Source organism: Klebsiella sp. C239, assembly GCF_048822715.1.
Taxonomy (GTDB): Bacteria; Pseudomonadota; Gammaproteobacteria; order Enterobacterales; family Enterobacteriaceae; genus Klebsiella; species Klebsiella quasipneumoniae.
This window is the reverse complement of sequence record NZ_JBMEZK010000004.1, coordinates 205,978-220,954: the sequence shown is the minus strand read 5'-3', so window position 1 is coordinate 220,954 and position 14,977 is coordinate 205,978. Positions and strand designations below refer to the sequence as shown.

Sequence of the window (14,977 nt, the reverse complement as noted above, 5' to 3'; positions counted from 1 at the left end):
GATCAAGACCCTACCCCTGCGTCAGCACCGCCAGCAGCGCCAGCAGCGCGGGCAGCGCCTGAATATAGAGAATTTTGCGGCTGGCGGTCAGCGCGCCGAATATCCCGGCGGCCAGCACGCAGGCGAGGAAAAAGATCACCACCGGCTCGCCGGACTCCCCCAGCCACAGCCCCCACGCCAGGCCGGCGGCCAGGAAACCGTTATACAACCCCTGGTTGGCCGCCAGCACCCGGGTTTCCCGGGCGAAATCGGCGCTGAGGTTAAAGGCCCGGCGCCCGGCGGGCGCTTCCCAGAAAAACATCTCCAGCACCAGGATGGCGAGATGAATAATAGCGACCAGCGCAACGAGGAGAGTGGCTAACACAGCAGTCCTTAATCGATGAGATGAATGTGTCTGCAGTATAGCCGCTGGCGCTCACCAGGCGAGAGGGCGACTGCTATAGTGCATATAGCGTCATGTTTGCCTGCCGCGACGAGCGCCGGTTTATCTGATTGCCCTTTGGTTTAGCTTAGCGGTGATAGTATGCCGGGTTCTTTTTTTACGGGTGTGGCGTAGGTTACTGAATGTTGAATAAATTATGGGTTGTGTTATCCGGGATGCTGTTGGTTGCCATGCCGTCGGCGCAGGCCGGGGAATTAAATCTCTATTCGATGAATACCGGTTCCTATGTTTATCACATGACCGGCAACCACGGACAATATAACGAGCATTTCAACAACAACTTTTTCTCGGTGGAGCGCAAGTTTTCAGCGGATTCAAAATACAGCGCGCTGGTCGGCACCATGAAAAACAGCTTCGACGATCGCTGTCTGACCCTCGGCGTGCGCCGCGACTGGCTGAAAAACGACACCGGCTGGCTGCTGAAAGGGGTGTATGCCTATACCGGAGAATTTTTCTTTGACGCTTTCAGCCACTGCGGCGACTCAGGCACCTACCGCACCGCCAAAAAAATCACCGGCGTCGGTTTTTCGCCCTATATCTATCATGGTCTGCAGTATAACTTTACCGATTATTTAGGCGTCGAGGGCGGGATTATTCTCCCGGCGATCTTTGTGATGAGTATTCAGTGGAGCTTTCGCTAAGCGCCTGTATCAGGCCGGTAAAGGAGAGGCCACCCTGGGTGGCCTGCTCATGTTGCCCTGGCGGCAGGAATTAATGGAAACCGAGACGGATCAGATCTAACGGACAGAAGCGGCCCTCGCAGCCGTCGATTTCCACGCAGTCCGTCCGACGCAGCTGCTCGGCGGTTTTCCCCTCGCCATGGATCGCTTTAATCACGCCCGTCGTACCGTTACCGGCGATCATGACCATACTGCCGGTGGCAATAGCGTTACGATTACGGTCATAGGTTTTCATGCTCTCCTCCTCAATAAACCAGTGTAAGCAATGATTAAGCGGCCAAATTAATACCGCTTCCTGCCTAAAAAAGTTTTGAGGGATATCAAAATTATTTTAATAATGCCGACATCAGCCGGGCGCGAGAGTCATTCATGGCCGCTACAGGGTTTGCCTGCGCCAGGGGGAAAGCCTCGATCATCCTGCCAGCCATCTGGCAGGCAGGATAGGGTTTGACAACCAGATAATTCACTTTGCCGGCGCATCAGATAATGCTGCGCAGGGCGGCTATTAGCCCTACGACACCGCGCTCCAGCTTCTCGCGTGGACAGCCGACATTGAGGCGCAGAAAGCCATTGCCTTCGGGACCATAGGTATACCCCGGCATAATCGCCACCTTCTGCCCGGCGATCAGCGCGTGGTTCGGTCTGCTGCGCGCCGGAAGGCAGAGTGGGGAAGATGGCGTCGACAGCTACTTCGAGCAGCGGGTGGCGCTGGCGGCGTTCGCCGATGTGCCTGAGGCCGCGCTTGACGACCTGCCGCTCACCTGGGTCACCACCCCGGCGCGCGAGATGGGGAAAACGCTGGCGGAGTCGATGCTGCGGCGGCTGGAGGAGGGCGCGGGCGAGACGCGAAATCAGATCATGCCCCCGCGGCTGGTGACGAGAAAATGACGGAGACGGCGCGCGCTGGCCGTCTCCTGAGCCGATAAATTACGGCTGCGGGGCGGCGTCGTCCTGCTGAGGCGCGGCGTCATCCTGCTGCGGCTGGCCCTCCTGCGGCGCGCTGTCCGGTAACGAAGGCGCTTCGAGACCAAACATCGCGGCAAAATCCTCCAGCGGCATTTTCTGGCCGTTCAGCGTCACCTGGCCGTTCGCGTACTGCAGGCTGCTGCTGATGGCGTTATCTTCCATGGTGGTGATGCGGAACATCTGGCCCATCGCCGCCAGGCCTTTGACCTGCTGATCGGCGAGTTTGGCGGCGTCCGCTGGCTGGTAGCCTTCCAGACCGGCGATCTTAGTCATAAACTCCGTCGCCATATCCACCGGGATCACCACTTTGCCGTCAAGGGACTGCACCACGCGATCCAGGCTGTCCGCCAGGGTCTGCGGCGGGGCGGTCACCTGGGCCGGATCTTTCAGCAGCACCGAGAGGTTGAGGCTGCTTTCGCCTTTGGCATTGCGCCAGCTCAGCGGTGAGATAGTCACCGACGGATTGCCCTTAAGCAGGATCGGCAGCGCATTGAACAGGGTTTCGGTAAGCGCCTGCTGGTACAGCTCCGGGTTCTGCGCCAGCTCTGGTTTCGCCAGCAGCGCCTGAGACTGCGCGCTGTACTGCTGGCTGAACTGGTGCCACGCCTGACCGTCGACGTTATCCACTTTCAGCGTCAGTTTGCCGCTACCCATATCCTGCCCCTGCAGCTTCAGGCTGTTGACGGTGTAGTTCACCTGGCTGTTCACGCCTTTGCCGTCCTTGGTCAGCGTGGAGCCGCCGTCCAGCGCCATGCCGTCAACCAGCGCCAGCTCTTTGCCTTCGACGCTGATGGCCAGTTTATCGAGGGTCATTTTTTGCTGGCCGATACGCTCGTTGAAGCTGGCCAGCTCGGTGGCGCCGTCGGTGGTCAGGTTGACGAAGCGCAGCTGCACCTTCTGGTTATATTCGTTGAGAGCATCGATCTGGCCGCTGCCGGCCTGGCCCTTCAGGCTGATGTTTTTGCCGTCGCGGTCGGCGTCGAGCTGGAACTCGCCGCCGCTGAAGGTGACTTTCTCATCCCCTTTGGCGTAGTCGAGGGCATTGAGGACGATCGCCGACTGGCTGTCGCCGCTGTAGGCGATGCGCGTATCGACGGTAAAGGGGGTATTGCCTTTGGCTATTTCGAACAGCGCCTGGCTGGCGTCGTTTTTCACCAGCGTGGTGTGGACCGAGGCCATCGCCGGGGCCAGATTAAAGGTTTTTAACGAGGCCAGCGGGAAGGGGCCGTGATCGACCACCTCGTCAAGCACCACGCTCTGCCCGGCGGCCAGCCAGCCGTTAGCCTGACCGGCGATCGGCTTCACCACCAGCTGCAGATGGCTGCTGAACAGCCCGCGCTGGTAGTCCTGATAGCTCAGCTCCAGACCTGACTCCGGCGCGCTGCTGCGTAACTGCGCGTTAGCCTGCTGCACCATATCGGCAATCCGGCCTTCCAGCTGTTTGCCGGTGTACCAGGCGCCGCCTGTCCATACCACGCCCAGCGCCACGATGATTCCTGCTGCGACCAGCGATTTTTTCATAGCATTTGTCCATAAATGAAGCCAGGCGGAGAGACCGCCTGGCTGAGTTGTCATAATCAGTAAGCGCGACCTGAAAGGTCTGTCGTTTACTGGAGCTTATTGAACACGCGCGCCACGCGGCCATGGCCGCTGACCTGCACCGGCGACTCATTGGCGGCCACAAAGGCCGATTCGCCCGGCTTGAGAGTCAGGCTCTGGTCGCCTTTGCGCAGCAGGGCTTCGCCGTCGACGCAGAAAACGATCGCCGCGCTCGCCTGGGCCAGATCGCTGGCCTCGGCGGAGAGATCGTGCAGGGAGAAGGCAAAATCTTCCACCGGGATCGGGAAGTCCAGCTCCGCGCCGTGCCGCTGCGGCTGGGTCAGCAGCTCACCCGCCGGTTTGGCCTCGAACTTGACGTTGGCCACCAGCTCAGGGATATCAATGTACTTCGGCGTCAGGCCGGCGCGCAGCACGTTATCCGAGTTGGCCATCACCTCCAGCGCCACCCCCTGCAGATACGCGTGCGGCGTTTCGGCAAACAGGAACATCGCTTCGCCCGGATTCAGCTTCACCACGTTCAGCAGCAGCGGGGAGAAAAGGCCGCTGTCGTCGGGATAAAATTCGGCGATCAGGCGGATGGTCTGCCACGGTTCGCCCTGTTCGCGGTCCAGCACCTCGCGCAGCGCCTGCAGCGCCTGCGCTTTTTCCTCGCCCTGCATATTCAGCAGGCTGGCAAACAGCTGGCTCAGGCGAGCCGCGTCCGGCTGCTGCAGGAAGGCGCCGATCGCCGGGTGCGCGTTAGCCACCGGCTGCAGCAGGCTGACAATCTCGCTGAACTCGCGAAACGCGTTCATCGCCAGGAACGGGGTCAGGGCGAAGACCAGCTCCGGCTTGTGGTTCGGATCTTTGTAGTTACGTTCGGCGGCGGAGAGGGGGATGCCGGCGGCGTTCTCGCGGGCGAAACCCTCTTCGGAGGCCTGCTTGTTAGGATGGACCTGAATGGAGAGAGGCTGCGCGGCGCACAGCACTTTAAACAGGAACGGCAGTTCACCGAAGCGCTGCGCCACTTTGTCGCCGAGCAGGGCGGCTTTGTCCGCATCAATCACTTCGCGCAGCGAACGCGGCTGGCCGTCTGCCGCCAGGATCTGCGAGCTGCTCTTCGGATGCGCCCCCATCCACAGCTCTGCCATCGGCAGGTTGTCCGGGTTGGCGATGCCATACAGTTCAGTTAAGGCGGTGTGGCTTCCCCATGCATAGTTCTGCACGGCGTTAATCAGCTTTTGCATTCTCAATCCCTGTTTCAATCAAAGTAAAATTTATCGCCCTATTAAACCAGCAAACGCTGGAGAAGCAACTGCTGAAAGAAAAAGTCGTCCCTGTCTCAGTTTTTGTTAAAAATTTGTGTAAAATTGATCGACTCGCTTTTCTACAGGCACATGGAGTCCCTGCCTGAAACATAATCAGCCAAAGCAGTAAGTGAGAGTACAATGTCGAATAAACCGTTTGTTTACCAGGATCCTTTTCCCCTCAAAAAGGATGACACCGAGTATTATCTCCTCAGCAGTGATTACGTCTCCGTCGCCGAATTTGCCGGCCAGGAAGTGCTAAAAGTTGACCCTCAGGCGCTGACCCTTCTGGCGCAACATGCCTTCCACGACGCCTCCTTTATGCTTCGCCCGGCCCATCAGCAGCAGGTAGCGGATATCCTTAACGACCCGGAAGCCAGCGAAAACGACAAATACGTCGCCCTGCAGTTCCTGCGCAACTCCGATATCGCCGCCAAAGGCATTCTGCCCACCTGCCAGGATACTGGCACCGCCATCATCATGGGTAAAAAAGGCCAGCGCGTCTGGACCGGCGGCGGCGACGAAGCCGCGCTGGCGCAGGGGGTATACAACACCTACATCCAGGACAACCTGCGCTATTCGCAGAACGCCCCGCTGGATATGTATAAAGAGGTCAACACCGGCACCAACCTGCCGGCGCAGATCGACCTCTATGCTACCGATGGCGATGAGTACAAATTCCTCTGTATCGCCAAAGGCGGCGGCTCGGCGAACAAAACCTATCTCTACCAGGAAACCAAAGCGCTGATCACCCCGGCGAAGCTGAAAAACTATCTGGTGGAGAAGATGCGTACCCTTGGTACCGCTGCCTGCCCGCCGTACCACATCGCCTTTGTCATCGGCGGTACCTCAGCGGAAGCGACGCTGAAGACCGTCAAGCTGGCGTCCACCAAATACTACGACGGTCTGCCGACCGAAGGTAATGAGCATGGCCAGGCGTTCCGCGACATTCAGCTGGAGCAGGAGCTGCTGGTGGAGGCGCAAAATCTCGGCCTCGGCGCGCAGTTCGGCGGCAAATACTTCGCCCACGATATCCGGGTGATCCGCCTGCCGCGCCACGGCGCCTCCTGTCCGGTAGGGATGGGGGTTTCCTGTTCCGCCGACCGCAACATCAAAGCCAAAATCAACCGCGACGGCATCTGGATCGAGAAGCTGGAGAGCAATCCGGGGAAATATATCCCTGAGCATCTGCGCCAGGCCGGCGAAGGCGAAGCGGTGAAGGTGAACCTTAACCAGCCGATGAGCGAGATCCTGGCGCTGCTGTCGCAGTACCCGGTCTCCACCCGTCTGTCGCTGAGCGGCACCATTATCGTCGCCCGCGACATCGCCCACGCCAAGCTGAAAGAGCTTATCGATAATGGCGAGGAACTGCCGCAGTACGTGAAAGATCACCCGATCTACTACGCCGGCCCGGCCAAGACGCCGGACGGTTACGCCTCCGGCTCCCTCGGCCCGACCACCGCAGGCCGCATGGATTCTTACGTCGATCTGCTGCAGTCTCACGGTGCGAGTAAGATCATGCTGGCGAAAGGCAACCGCAGCCAGCAGGTCACCGACGCCTGCCACAAGCACGGCGGTTTCTACCTCGGCAGCATCGGCGGCCCGGCGGCGGTACTGGCTCAGCAGAGCATCCGCAGCCTGGAGTGCGTGGCGTATCCGGAACTGGGAATGGAGGCGATCTGGAAAATCGAAGTGGAAGACTTCCCGGCGTTTATCCTCGTCGATGATAAAGGCAACGACTTCTTCCAGCAGATCCAGACGTCGCAGTGCGCCCGCTGCGTGAAATAAACCTGGCCGCCCTTCGGGGCGGCTCTGGCCGATGACAAACCTGTTTTCGTTATCGTGCGCGCCTTCTGCCGGGTGGCGGCTTTCGCCTTACCCGGCCTACGAAAAAAAACAGCAATATCAACCGGTTATGCTATTCCCTGTTGGCCCGCGCAAGCGCAGCGCCGCCGGGCAATCGCTGAAGATGGCACGTTGTCAGCCGTCCGGGCCGCCCTTCGGGGCGGCTTTTTTATGCCGCTTTGCGGCACGAACCACCAAAACAACTTATCAATCTGGCCAATACTTACTCTTTTAAGCAGGTGAGCTTTGTCGCTATGACGCACTTTTCATCCAAGGAGAAAGTAATGACAACGCATCGCAGTGAAAAAGACTCGATGGGCGCCATCGACGTCCCGGCCGATAAACTCTGGGGCGCCCAGACCCAGCGTTCGCTGGAGCATTTCCGCATCTCGACCGAAAAAATGCCCGGGGAACTGATATATGCCCTCGCGCTGACCAAGCGGGCGGCGGCGAAGGTCAATCAGGATCTTGGCCTGCTGACGGCGGAGAAAGCCGGGGCGATCGTCGCCGCTGCTGACGAAGTGCTGGCCGGAAAACATCCCCAGGAGTTCCCGCTGGCTATCTGGCAGACCGGTTCCGGCACCCAGAGCAATATGAATATGAACGAGGTGCTGGCTAACCGCGCCAGTGAACTGCTCGGCGGTGAGCGGGGGATGGCGCGAAAAATCCACCCCAATGACGATGTCAATAAAAGCCAGAGCTCGAACGATGTGTTCCCCACCGCCATGCACGTTGCGGCGCTGGTCGCCCTGCGGGAAAAGTTGCTCCCGTCGCTGCAGGCGCTGCGGGCCACGCTCAACGAAAAAGCGGTGGCCTTCAGGGATATCGTGAAGATCGGTCGCACCCATCTGCAGGACGCCACGCCGCTCACCTTAGGCCAGGAAATCTCCGGCTGGGTGGCGATGCTGGACCATAGCCTGAAGCATCTTGAAGCCAGCCAGCCGCACCTTGCCGAGCTGGCGCTGGGCGGGACGGCGGTGGGGACCGGGCTGAATACGCATCCGGAATATGCCGTGCGGGTGGCGGCCGAGCTGGCCTCGCTCAGCGGACAGCCGTTTGTCACCGCGCCGAATAAATTCGAAGCGCTGGCCACTGTCGATGCCCTGGTCCATGCCCACGGCGCGCTGAAAGGTCTGGCGGCCTCGCTGATGAAAATCGCTAACGATGTCCGCTGGCTGGCCTCCGGGCCGCGCTGCGGGATTGGCGAAATCGCCATCCCGGAAAACGAGCCTGGGTCATCGATTATGCCCGGTAAGGTCAACCCGACGCAGTGCGAGGCCCTGACCATGGTCTGCTGCCAGGTGATGGGTAACGACGTGGCGGTGAATATCGGCGGCGCCTCGGGTAACTTTGAGCTCAACGTCTATCGGCCGATGGTCATTCACAACTTCCTGCAGTCGGTGCGTCTGCTGGCGGACGGCATGGCGAGCTTTAACGAGCACTGTGCGGTGGGAATTGAGCCGAATCGTGAGCGGATCACCCAGCTGCTCAACGAGTCGCTGATGCTGGTGACCGCGCTGAATACCCATATCGGCTATGATAAAGCGGCAGAGATCGCCAAAAAAGCGCACCATGAGGGGCTGACCCTGAAGGCTTCGGCGCTGGCGCTGGGCTACCTGACGGAAGCCGAATTCGATAGCTGGGTGCGCCCGGAACAGATGGTCGGCAGCCTGGCTACTCGCTAGCCAGCCAGAGGTGCAGACGAGGGATCAGTAATCTCAGCGCCTGCGCCTCCGGTTTGTAGCGGTATTGCACATTGTCGGCATCGTAGTTGAGCAATTCGCCAATATCCGGCACGCTGACCCCCTGGCTACCGGACATCAGGGCGATCAGCGGGCTGGGGCAGGCGTACTGCACCTGTTTCTGCTCGCTGGCATACCAGACGCGGGCAATCGGCTGCACTTTCACCGGCCGTTTGATTTTCAGCCGCGCCCGCTGCGGCAGGGCGGCGATATCCTGATACTCCCTTTCCAGTTTGCTCTGCCACTGCTCGCGGGTCCAGGGCGGCACCGCCCGCGGCGATTGCAGGCTTTTTTCCAGCATCATCAACACCTGGTCGCGGGTCAGATTTTTGATCACGTGCTTATTGGCCCAGCCGAAGCGGATAGTGCTCGGGTCGAGGAGGGGCGTTAGCGTGCGATAGGCGCTGAGGGTGATTAACCCAGGCAGATGGCGATGCACCCACTCAAAGCGGGCGGTGGGGGGCAGGCCAGCGTCGACAGTGACGATTTTCTCGAAGGTGGCCTTCAGGGCGTTAATCTGCTGAATGCGCGCCAGCAGCGCCTGCTGTTCCGCGGCGGTGACCTGGAGACAGATAGCGCCCGGCAGGCGGACGGCGGCTTTGCTGCTGCGGGTTTCCGACTGCTGCTGGATAAACAGATGGCCGTAGTGGCGCAGGGCGAGATCCAGCGCCGCCTCGCCGGTGTGCTGGACGACCGTAATGTTCGCCAGCGGGTCATGCTCGGCATCCTTACTGATCGCCGGCAGCTCAAACACCCGGCCCGCCAGCAGCCGGCAGGTCGCTAACGCCTGGCGCAGCGCCTGCAGCTCCAGCTCGATCTGGCGAAAGGTATCATTCAGACGTTCAACGAGGTCGTAGCTGGCCATCGCCTTCACCTTAGTTACAACATACTATTCGATTTTTGCAGCATAGCCAGCCCGCGGCCTCTGCGCAAGTTTTATTCAGGCAGAGGTAAAATCGGGCAACTGATGATAGACCGGCCAGCTAAAGCAGAAGCGGGCGCCGCCGAGTGGACTGGCCTCGCAGCGAACGTCGCCCCCCATCGCCTGGGCGATACTGTGGACAATGGCCAGGCCGAGGCCGCACCCTCCGGTCGCCCGATCGCGGCTGGGGTCAAGACGAACAAAAGGTTCGAACACCCGCTCGCGCTCCTCGGGGGCAATGCCCGGGCCGTCATCGTCGACCTGCAACGACGCGCGGGAACCCTGCAGGGTCAGGCTGACCGCCACCCGCTGACCGCTGTAGCGCAGGGCGTTGTTCACCAGATTATCCAGCACCCGCTCCATCAACCGCATATCCAGCGCGCCATAGTTGCCGCGGGTCAGCGTCGCCAGGCCGACTTCGCGCTGCGGGTTGACCATCTGGATATCCTCGACGTGGTCGCTGATCCAGGTGGGGAAATCGGGGGTGGTCAGGCTGAGCTCCGTCTGCGGGCGGTCGAGACGGGCGTAGGTCAGGAGCTCTTCTATGAGCGCCTCCAGCTGGCCGATGTCGCGGTTCAGCGCCTGCGATTCCGCCTCGGTGAGGTTTTCGCTCATCTCCAGACGGTAGCGCAGGCGCACCAGCGGCGTCCTGAGCTCATGGGCGATGCCGTCAATCAGCTGCTTTTTACTGGCAATGAGGGCGTTAATGTTGTCGGCCATCTGGTTGAAGGCCACCCCGAGCCGCTCAAAGCTGGACATGCTGTCAAAATGAATACGCTCGCTGAGGTGGCCTTCGCCAAAGCGCTGGGCGGCGGTCTCAATGCGCAGCATGTCCTGCCAGTGCGGACGCATCCAGATAAACACCGGGAAGGCCAGCGAGATAGCGATAAACGCCATCAGCGCCACGTCCAGGAGACGCATTTCATGCAGAAAATAGAGATAGGGCACCGGGCCCACGGATAACACATAGTGGCTGCGGGGGATGCGCTGGATAAAGGTGTACTGGTCGTCGAGCGCGACGATATCCCCGGCGCGCAGGTGCTGCATCGAGCTTTCCGACAATTTGAATTTGCTCATCGGCTCGATATGCAGGTCGAACGACAGATTAAGATCCAGTTCTTTCAGCGTTTTGCTCCAGTCGCGAGGCGGAATTTCCCGCAGCTCGCTGCGCATCAGATACAGTGAGCTTTTCATCAGATCGTCAAGCGACTGCCGGCCGGCGCGTTCAGCGGTAAATTTATAGACCAGGCCCACCAGCATGGTCATCACCAGAAAGCAGACGAAGAGCAGAAGGTAGAACTGCACGAACAGCTTTTTCATTACATTACCGCATAGTCAAAAAGAGAAACCTGCCGGCGCCTCGGGACCATCTGCCCGGCGAGGCGGAAACGTCTCGGGTTTACCGGGGCGAGCCGAGGCCCGCGCGGGAGTAACCGATACGCTATCAAAGCAGGGTTTATGTCCCCTGACAATAGCCAGCCGGGGGGGAGCGACGTCGTTGAAAATGTGACGGTGTCACTTATTGCGAGCTTACCTCTGCATTAGGCAAGGATTGTCTCCACTGTCATCTGCACGCCGCTGGGCGCTACTCGCGATAGTAGGGGATATCCACCGGATAGAGGGTGGCCAGGCTCAGCAGTCGACAGCGCACCAGCTGTTTTGCTTCGGCATACCAGTAAGCAAATTCGCCGGTGGTCTGGTGGTAAATCATCTGATCAAGGTTAGCAAACGGGATCACCAGCAGCGGCCCCTGGCGCACGTATCCGCCGCCGGTTTCGAAATGGTGATCTCCCCAGGATTGCTGGGTATGTTGATAGCGGTGGAGGAGCACCTTAATTTGCCCGCGCTGTGGACAGAGGAGCCGGATATCGGCGTTGTCGAGGGAAAAAGCCCAGCCAGAGAGTGACGTGAAGAGGGTAAGTGCCAAAAGTACAACGTATTTCATCATGCAAAAGTCCTGTGTTTTCAGGCTTTATGCCACTCTGAAAACGGTAAGTCCTTGAGCACAATCATATTGAGGGGTTATGTGATGGGCTTCTGTACGGCGAAACATATTGATTTACTCAATATGACAAACTGGCGGCGACCCGCCAGCGCGAAGGCGGCGAAAAACGCGATGCGCATGCCGCCGGGGTCAGGCGGTGAAACGGGCCCCTTTCAGGGCCGCAGAAGGACCGCTCAGTTGTCCCAGGCGTGGGGGGCGAAGAGGTAGCCTTTATTGCGTACCGTCTTAATCCGGTAGGGTTCTGTGGCGTTATCGAGCAGTTTTTTGCGCAGGCGCGAGATGGCGACGTCGACGCTGCGATCCATCCCGTCGTAGGTGACGCCGCGTAAATTTTTCAGCAGGGCGTCGCGGTCCATAATCTGCCCGGCGTGGGTAGCCAGCTCCCACAGCAGGTCGAAATCGGCGGTAGACAGGGCGACGCTTTCTCCGCCGAGCAGCACCTGGCGGTTGACCGGGTCAATGGTCAGTGAGCCAAAGGAGATGGTCTTGTGCGGGGTGAGCGTCGCAGGCGCGCCTGCTCCCGCCGGGGCGATATGCTGGCGCAAATGCAGACGCAGTCGCGCCAGCAGCACCGCCGGCGGGGTGGTTTTCAGGATATAATCGCTGGCGCCCATCTCCAGGGAGAGGATATGGTTCATATCGCTGTCGAGCGAGGTCAGCAGGACAATCGGCCCTTGCCATTGCCCACGCAGATCGCGACAGAGCGTCATTCCGTCCTTGCCGGGCAGCATAATGTCCAGGAGCACGAGGTCCGGTTTCTCCCGCGCGATCACTTCCTCTGCGCGGTCGCCGCGAGGCTCGACCACCACATCCATATCATGCTTGCCGAGATAGGCGGCGATCAGCGCCCCTACCTCAGGGTCATCCTCAACAAAAACGATTTTATTCATGTCTATTGCACATCAGTAAAAGAAGTAACATACACCGCGCCTATTTTACCCGCCATTCCTCTTTTATAAACAGCGCTAATTCCGCTATGCTGCGCTAACTTGTTGATTCATTGTTAAGGCATAAGGACATGGGGCTGTTAATCAAAGGGCTGCTGGGCGCGCTGGTGGTGGTGCTGATTGGCGTGCTGGCGAAAACCAAAAATTACGCCATCGCCGGACTTGTTCCGCTGTTTCCCACCTTTGCGCTCATCGCCCACTATATTGTCGCCAGCGAGCGCGGTATTGAAGCCCTGCGCACCACTATCGTGTTCGGCATGTGGTCGATCGTTCCCTATTTTATCTATCTGCTGTCGCTGTGGTATTTCACCGGGATCATGCGCCTGCCGTTGGCGCTGGCAGGCGCAGTGGGGTGCTGGGGGCTGTGCGCGTGGCTGTTGATTGTTGGCTGGAGCCGCTTCCACTAACGTAGAGGGCGACCGCCGTCGACGGCGAATGACCGGCCGGTCACGTAGCGGCTGGTAAACAGATAGTCGATAAGGTCGCTGATCTCTTTCTCGCCCGGGGTGATTTTCATCAGCGACTTATCCAGCGCCTGCTGACGATAAGCCTCGTCGTCACCTTCATTGAACATGATCAGCGACGGCGCAATGGCGTTGACTTTGATCTCTGGGGCCAGCTTGCGGGCAAAGGAGCGGGTCATGTTGTCCAGCGCGGCCTTGCTGGCGGCGTAGGCGATATGTTTATCGCTCCCGCGCTCCACCACGTAATCGGTGATATGGATAACGTCGCTGGCGGCGTGGCCGTGGCCGCGCAGGAGCTCCTCCAGCGCGTGGTTGAGCAGATAGGGGGCATGGACGTGGATCTGCATCATGCGGTTGATCACCGTGCTGAGCGGTACGCCCGGCTTCTCCGCCATCCAGTCACTGGCGTTGTGGATGATGGCCCGCAGGCCGCTGGTATGCGATTTAACCGCTTCGGCAAAGGTCAGAATGCTGTCATCGCTGCTGAAGTCGGCCTGCAGACAGAGGGCGCCCGCTTCGCGCAGGTCTTCGATCGCCGGATAGGGCGTGCGATAGCTGACGATCACCGGCTGGTGTTGCTGCAGAAAATGGTGCGCCAGCGCGAGGCCGATGCGGCGGCCTCCTCCTGTGATCAGAACCGGGCGGGGCTGTTGTTCAGCCATGGGTATCTCCTTTGATTTCTGCGGCAGGGCGACCGCTTACCCCACCAGCATCCACGTTGCCGGCACAGCGGCAACCAGCAATAAACCAATTAGCGCCAATTCGCGGCGTTTGAGCGAACGATCGTGCTGGTGCGTACGTCGGGCGTACAAAAAGACCAGAAGACCCGGAGCGTAAAGTACCACCGACAACAGCAAATGCACAGGTCCCGACGCGTATAATAACCATAAGCCATAAATGCAGGCGCCGATACCCACCGCTTTATGCAGCGGACGGGTGGCGATTTTGAGCAAAAAGGCGCCGACCAGCAGATAGGGCACGAGGATCATCTCTGAGGCGATGGTCAGCAGGGTGCCGTAGTCCGAACCGGTCAGCCAGATGAGGACCAGCGACGCCTGAACGCTGATATTGGTCAGCCACAGCGAAGCGGAGGGGGCGTTGTTGCGGTTCTGGCGGGCGAACAGGCGCGGGAAGGCTTTGTGAGTGGCGGCGAGGTAAGGCACTTCGGCAGCCATGATCGTCCAGCTGAGATAGGCGCCACACACCGACACGATAAGCCCGGCGGCAATCACAATTTCACCCCACGAGCCCATCAGTCTGACCATCAGTCCCGCCATCGACGGGTTGCGCATTTCGGCCAGTTCGCTACGCGGCACCACGCCCAGCGACAGCAGGGTGACCAGCAGATACACCGCGAGGGCCGAAAGCACCGCCAGCAGCGTCGCGCGGCCAACGTCCCGCTTGTGTCGCGCGCGGGCGGAGACCACCACCGCGCCCTCGACGCCGATAAACACCCACAGAGTGATCAGCATCGTGTTTTTAACCTGCTCCCACACCGGTACGCCCAGCGCCATGCCGCTGAAATCGAGGCGGAACGTATCCAGCTGAAAGGCCAGGGCGGCGAGGGCGACAAACGCCCCCAGCGGCAACAGCTTGGCGAGGGTGGCGACCAGGTTAATCCCCGCCGCCGTCTGCACGCCACGCAGGACCAGGAAGTGGACCACCCACAGCAGAACTGAAGCGCCAACGATAGACTGCCAGGTGTTCCCATCGCCAAACAGGCGCAGCTCCGGGGTATCGGTGAAGAAACTGAGCGCCGAAAAGACGATCACCAGATAGGAGACATTGGCGATCACCGCGCACAGCCAGTAGCCCCAGGCGGAACAGAAGCCGATCAGCTCGCCGAACCCTTCGCGGGCGTAAGTGAAGATCCCGCCGTCGAGGTCGGGACGAATACGGGTCAACAGCAGCATCGCGAAGGCGAGGAACAGGATCCCGACGCCGGTAATCGCCCAGCCGATGAGCAGAGCGGAAGGGCTGGCCACGGCCGCCATATTTTGCGGCAAACTGAATACGCCAGCGCCGAGCATTGAGCTGAGGACCAGGGCGGTCAGGGCGCTCAGGCCCAGTTTCTTTTCCATTGCATTCCCGAGGTGAAAATGGCTGTTCCAGAATATT

14 protein-coding genes and 2 pseudogenes are annotated in these 14,977 nt (G+C 59.9%); 5 read left to right on the top strand and 11 right to left on the bottom strand.

Annotation, left to right across the window (positions count from 1 at the left end; genetic code table 11):
- Positions 1 to 10: 10 nt before the first annotated feature.
- Positions 11 to 364 carry a DUF1304 domain-containing protein gene (locus ACOI6Z_RS13345; RefSeq protein WP_048297423.1) on the bottom strand — a complete coding sequence of 118 codons (354 nt, stop codon included), beginning with the start codon at positions 362 to 364 and terminating at the stop codon, positions 11 to 13.
- Positions 365 to 603: 239 nt separating this feature from the next.
- Here ACOI6Z_RS13345 and ACOI6Z_RS13340 point away from each other — a divergent pair, with 239 nt between their 5' ends.
- The gene (locus ACOI6Z_RS13340) at positions 604 to 1,083 is read left to right on the top strand and encodes a hypothetical protein (protein WP_175361222.1); all 480 of its coding nucleotides are present in this window, start codon (positions 604 to 606) and stop codon (positions 1,081 to 1,083) included.
- Between the two features lie 70 nt (positions 1,084 to 1,153).
- On the opposite strand, the gene ydfZ is transcribed toward ACOI6Z_RS13340, so the two are convergent.
- The gene (gene ydfZ / locus ACOI6Z_RS13335) at positions 1,154 to 1,357 is read right to left on the bottom strand and encodes a putative selenium delivery protein YdfZ (protein WP_065812459.1); all 204 of its coding nucleotides are present in this window, start codon (positions 1,355 to 1,357) and stop codon (positions 1,154 to 1,156) included.
- Positions 1,358 to 1,601: 244 nt separating this feature from the next.
- Positions 1,602 to 1,754 (bottom strand): annotated as a pseudogene (locus ACOI6Z_RS13330) (transcriptional regulator); the annotation flags it as partial.
- On the opposite strand from ACOI6Z_RS13330, the pseudogene ACOI6Z_RS13325 reads away from it, so the two are divergent.
- Positions 1,744 to 2,010, top strand: a pseudogene (locus ACOI6Z_RS13325) (substrate-binding domain-containing protein); the annotation flags it as partial. The pseudogenes ACOI6Z_RS13330 and ACOI6Z_RS13325 sit on opposite strands and share 11 nt — an antisense overlap.
- A gap of 39 nt (positions 2,011 to 2,049) precedes the next feature.
- Here ACOI6Z_RS13325 and ACOI6Z_RS13320 read toward each other — a convergent pair.
- The gene (locus ACOI6Z_RS13320; RefSeq protein WP_065805667.1) at positions 2,050 to 3,609 is read right to left on the bottom strand and encodes a YdgA family protein; all 1,560 of its coding nucleotides are present in this window, start codon (positions 3,607 to 3,609) and stop codon (positions 2,050 to 2,052) included.
- 86 nt (positions 3,610 to 3,695) lie between these two features.
- Entirely contained in the window at positions 3,696 to 4,874 is a 1,179-nt protein-coding gene (gene manA, locus ACOI6Z_RS13315) for a mannose-6-phosphate isomerase (protein WP_023289494.1), read from the bottom strand.
- Between the two features lie 201 nt (positions 4,875 to 5,075).
- Between manA and fumA the strand changes: the two genes are divergently transcribed.
- Together fumA and fumC are read left to right on the top strand one after the other, a co-directional pair.
- Positions 5,076 to 6,722 carry a class I fumarate hydratase FumA gene (fumA, locus tag ACOI6Z_RS13310; protein ID WP_023289495.1) on the top strand — a complete coding sequence of 549 codons (1,647 nt, stop codon included), beginning with the start codon at positions 5,076 to 5,078 and terminating at the stop codon, positions 6,720 to 6,722.
- Positions 6,723 to 7,063: 341 nt separating this feature from the next.
- Positions 7,064 to 8,464 (top strand): class II fumarate hydratase, encoded by a 1,401-nt coding sequence (gene fumC / locus ACOI6Z_RS13305; RefSeq protein WP_023289496.1) that lies wholly within the window; start codon positions 7,064 to 7,066, stop codon positions 8,462 to 8,464.
- Here fumC and tus read toward each other — a convergent pair.
- The 4 genes from tus to rstA all read right to left on the bottom strand — a co-directional run bounded on the left by tus (position 8,454) and on the right by rstA (position 12,338).
- Positions 8,454 to 9,386, bottom strand: coding sequence for a DNA replication terminus site-binding protein (tus, locus tag ACOI6Z_RS13300; protein WP_065812462.1), 933 nt, complete (start codon positions 9,384 to 9,386; stop codon positions 8,454 to 8,456). The two genes, fumC and tus, sit on opposite strands and share 11 nt — an antisense overlap.
- A 75-nt stretch (positions 9,387 to 9,461) precedes the next feature.
- On the bottom strand, positions 9,462 to 10,763 hold the full coding sequence (gene rstB / locus ACOI6Z_RS13295) for a two-component system sensor histidine kinase RstB (RefSeq protein WP_420687411.1): 1,302 nt from the start codon (positions 10,761 to 10,763) through the stop codon (positions 9,462 to 9,464).
- A 265-nt stretch (positions 10,764 to 11,028) separates the two neighbouring features.
- Positions 11,029 to 11,391, bottom strand: coding sequence for a hypothetical protein (locus tag ACOI6Z_RS13290; protein ID WP_023289499.1), 363 nt, complete (start codon positions 11,389 to 11,391; stop codon positions 11,029 to 11,031).
- A 230-nt stretch (positions 11,392 to 11,621) separates the two neighbouring features.
- Entirely contained in the window at positions 11,622 to 12,338 is a 717-nt protein-coding gene (gene rstA, locus ACOI6Z_RS13285) for a two-component system response regulator RstA (RefSeq protein WP_023289500.1), read from the bottom strand.
- 128 nt (positions 12,339 to 12,466) lie between these two features.
- On the opposite strand from rstA, the gene ACOI6Z_RS13280 reads away from it, so the two are divergent.
- Complete coding sequence (locus ACOI6Z_RS13280; RefSeq protein WP_023289501.1) at positions 12,467 to 12,802, top strand: GlpM family protein; 336 nt, start codon at positions 12,467 to 12,469, stop codon at positions 12,800 to 12,802.
- Here ACOI6Z_RS13280 and folM read toward each other — a convergent pair.
- Both folM and ACOI6Z_RS13270 read right to left on the bottom strand, forming a co-directional pair.
- Complete coding sequence (gene folM / locus ACOI6Z_RS13275) at positions 12,799 to 13,521, bottom strand: dihydromonapterin reductase (protein WP_065812464.1); 723 nt, start codon at positions 13,519 to 13,521, stop codon at positions 12,799 to 12,801. The genes ACOI6Z_RS13280 and folM overlap by 4 nt on opposite strands.
- Before the next feature lie 36 nt (positions 13,522 to 13,557).
- On the bottom strand, positions 13,558 to 14,940 hold the full coding sequence (locus ACOI6Z_RS13270; protein ID WP_065812465.1) for an amino acid permease: 1,383 nt from the start codon (positions 14,938 to 14,940) through the stop codon (positions 13,558 to 13,560).
- Positions 14,941 to 14,977 lie beyond the last annotated feature (37 nt).

Excerpts from the sequence above, each read along its gene's own strand:
- ydfZ (WP_065812459.1), bottom strand. The coding sequence starts at position 1,357 with ATGAAAACCTATGACCGTAATCGTAACGCTATTGCCACCGGCAGTATG.
- ACOI6Z_RS13320 (WP_065805667.1), bottom strand. The coding sequence starts at position 3,609 with ATGAAAAAATCGCTGGTCGCAGCAGGAATCATCGTGGCGCTGGGCGTG.
- manA (WP_023289494.1), bottom strand. The coding sequence starts at position 4,874 with ATGCAAAAGCTGATTAACGCCGTGCAGAACTATGCATGGGGAAGCCAC.
- fumA (WP_023289495.1), top strand. The coding sequence starts at position 5,076 with ATGTCGAATAAACCGTTTGTTTACCAGGATCCTTTTCCCCTCAAAAAG.
- fumC (WP_023289496.1), top strand. The coding sequence starts at position 7,064 with ATGACAACGCATCGCAGTGAAAAAGACTCGATGGGCGCCATCGACGTC.
- tus (WP_065812462.1), bottom strand. The coding sequence starts at position 9,386 with ATGGCCAGCTACGACCTCGTTGAACGTCTGAATGATACCTTTCGCCAG.
- rstB (WP_420687411.1), bottom strand. The coding sequence starts at position 10,763 with ATGAAAAAGCTGTTCGTGCAGTTCTACCTTCTGCTCTTCGTCTGCTTT.
- ACOI6Z_RS13290 (WP_023289499.1), bottom strand. The coding sequence starts at position 11,391 with ATGATGAAATACGTTGTACTTTTGGCACTTACCCTCTTCACGTCACTC.
- rstA (WP_023289500.1), bottom strand. The coding sequence starts at position 12,338 with ATGAATAAAATCGTTTTTGTTGAGGATGACCCTGAGGTAGGGGCGCTG.
- ACOI6Z_RS13280 (WP_023289501.1), top strand. The coding sequence starts at position 12,467 with ATGGGGCTGTTAATCAAAGGGCTGCTGGGCGCGCTGGTGGTGGTGCTG.
- folM (WP_065812464.1), bottom strand. The coding sequence starts at position 13,521 with ATGGCTGAACAACAGCCCCGCCCGGTTCTGATCACAGGAGGAGGCCGC.
- ACOI6Z_RS13270 (WP_065812465.1), bottom strand. The coding sequence starts at position 14,940 with ATGGAAAAGAAACTGGGCCTGAGCGCCCTGACCGCCCTGGTCCTCAGC.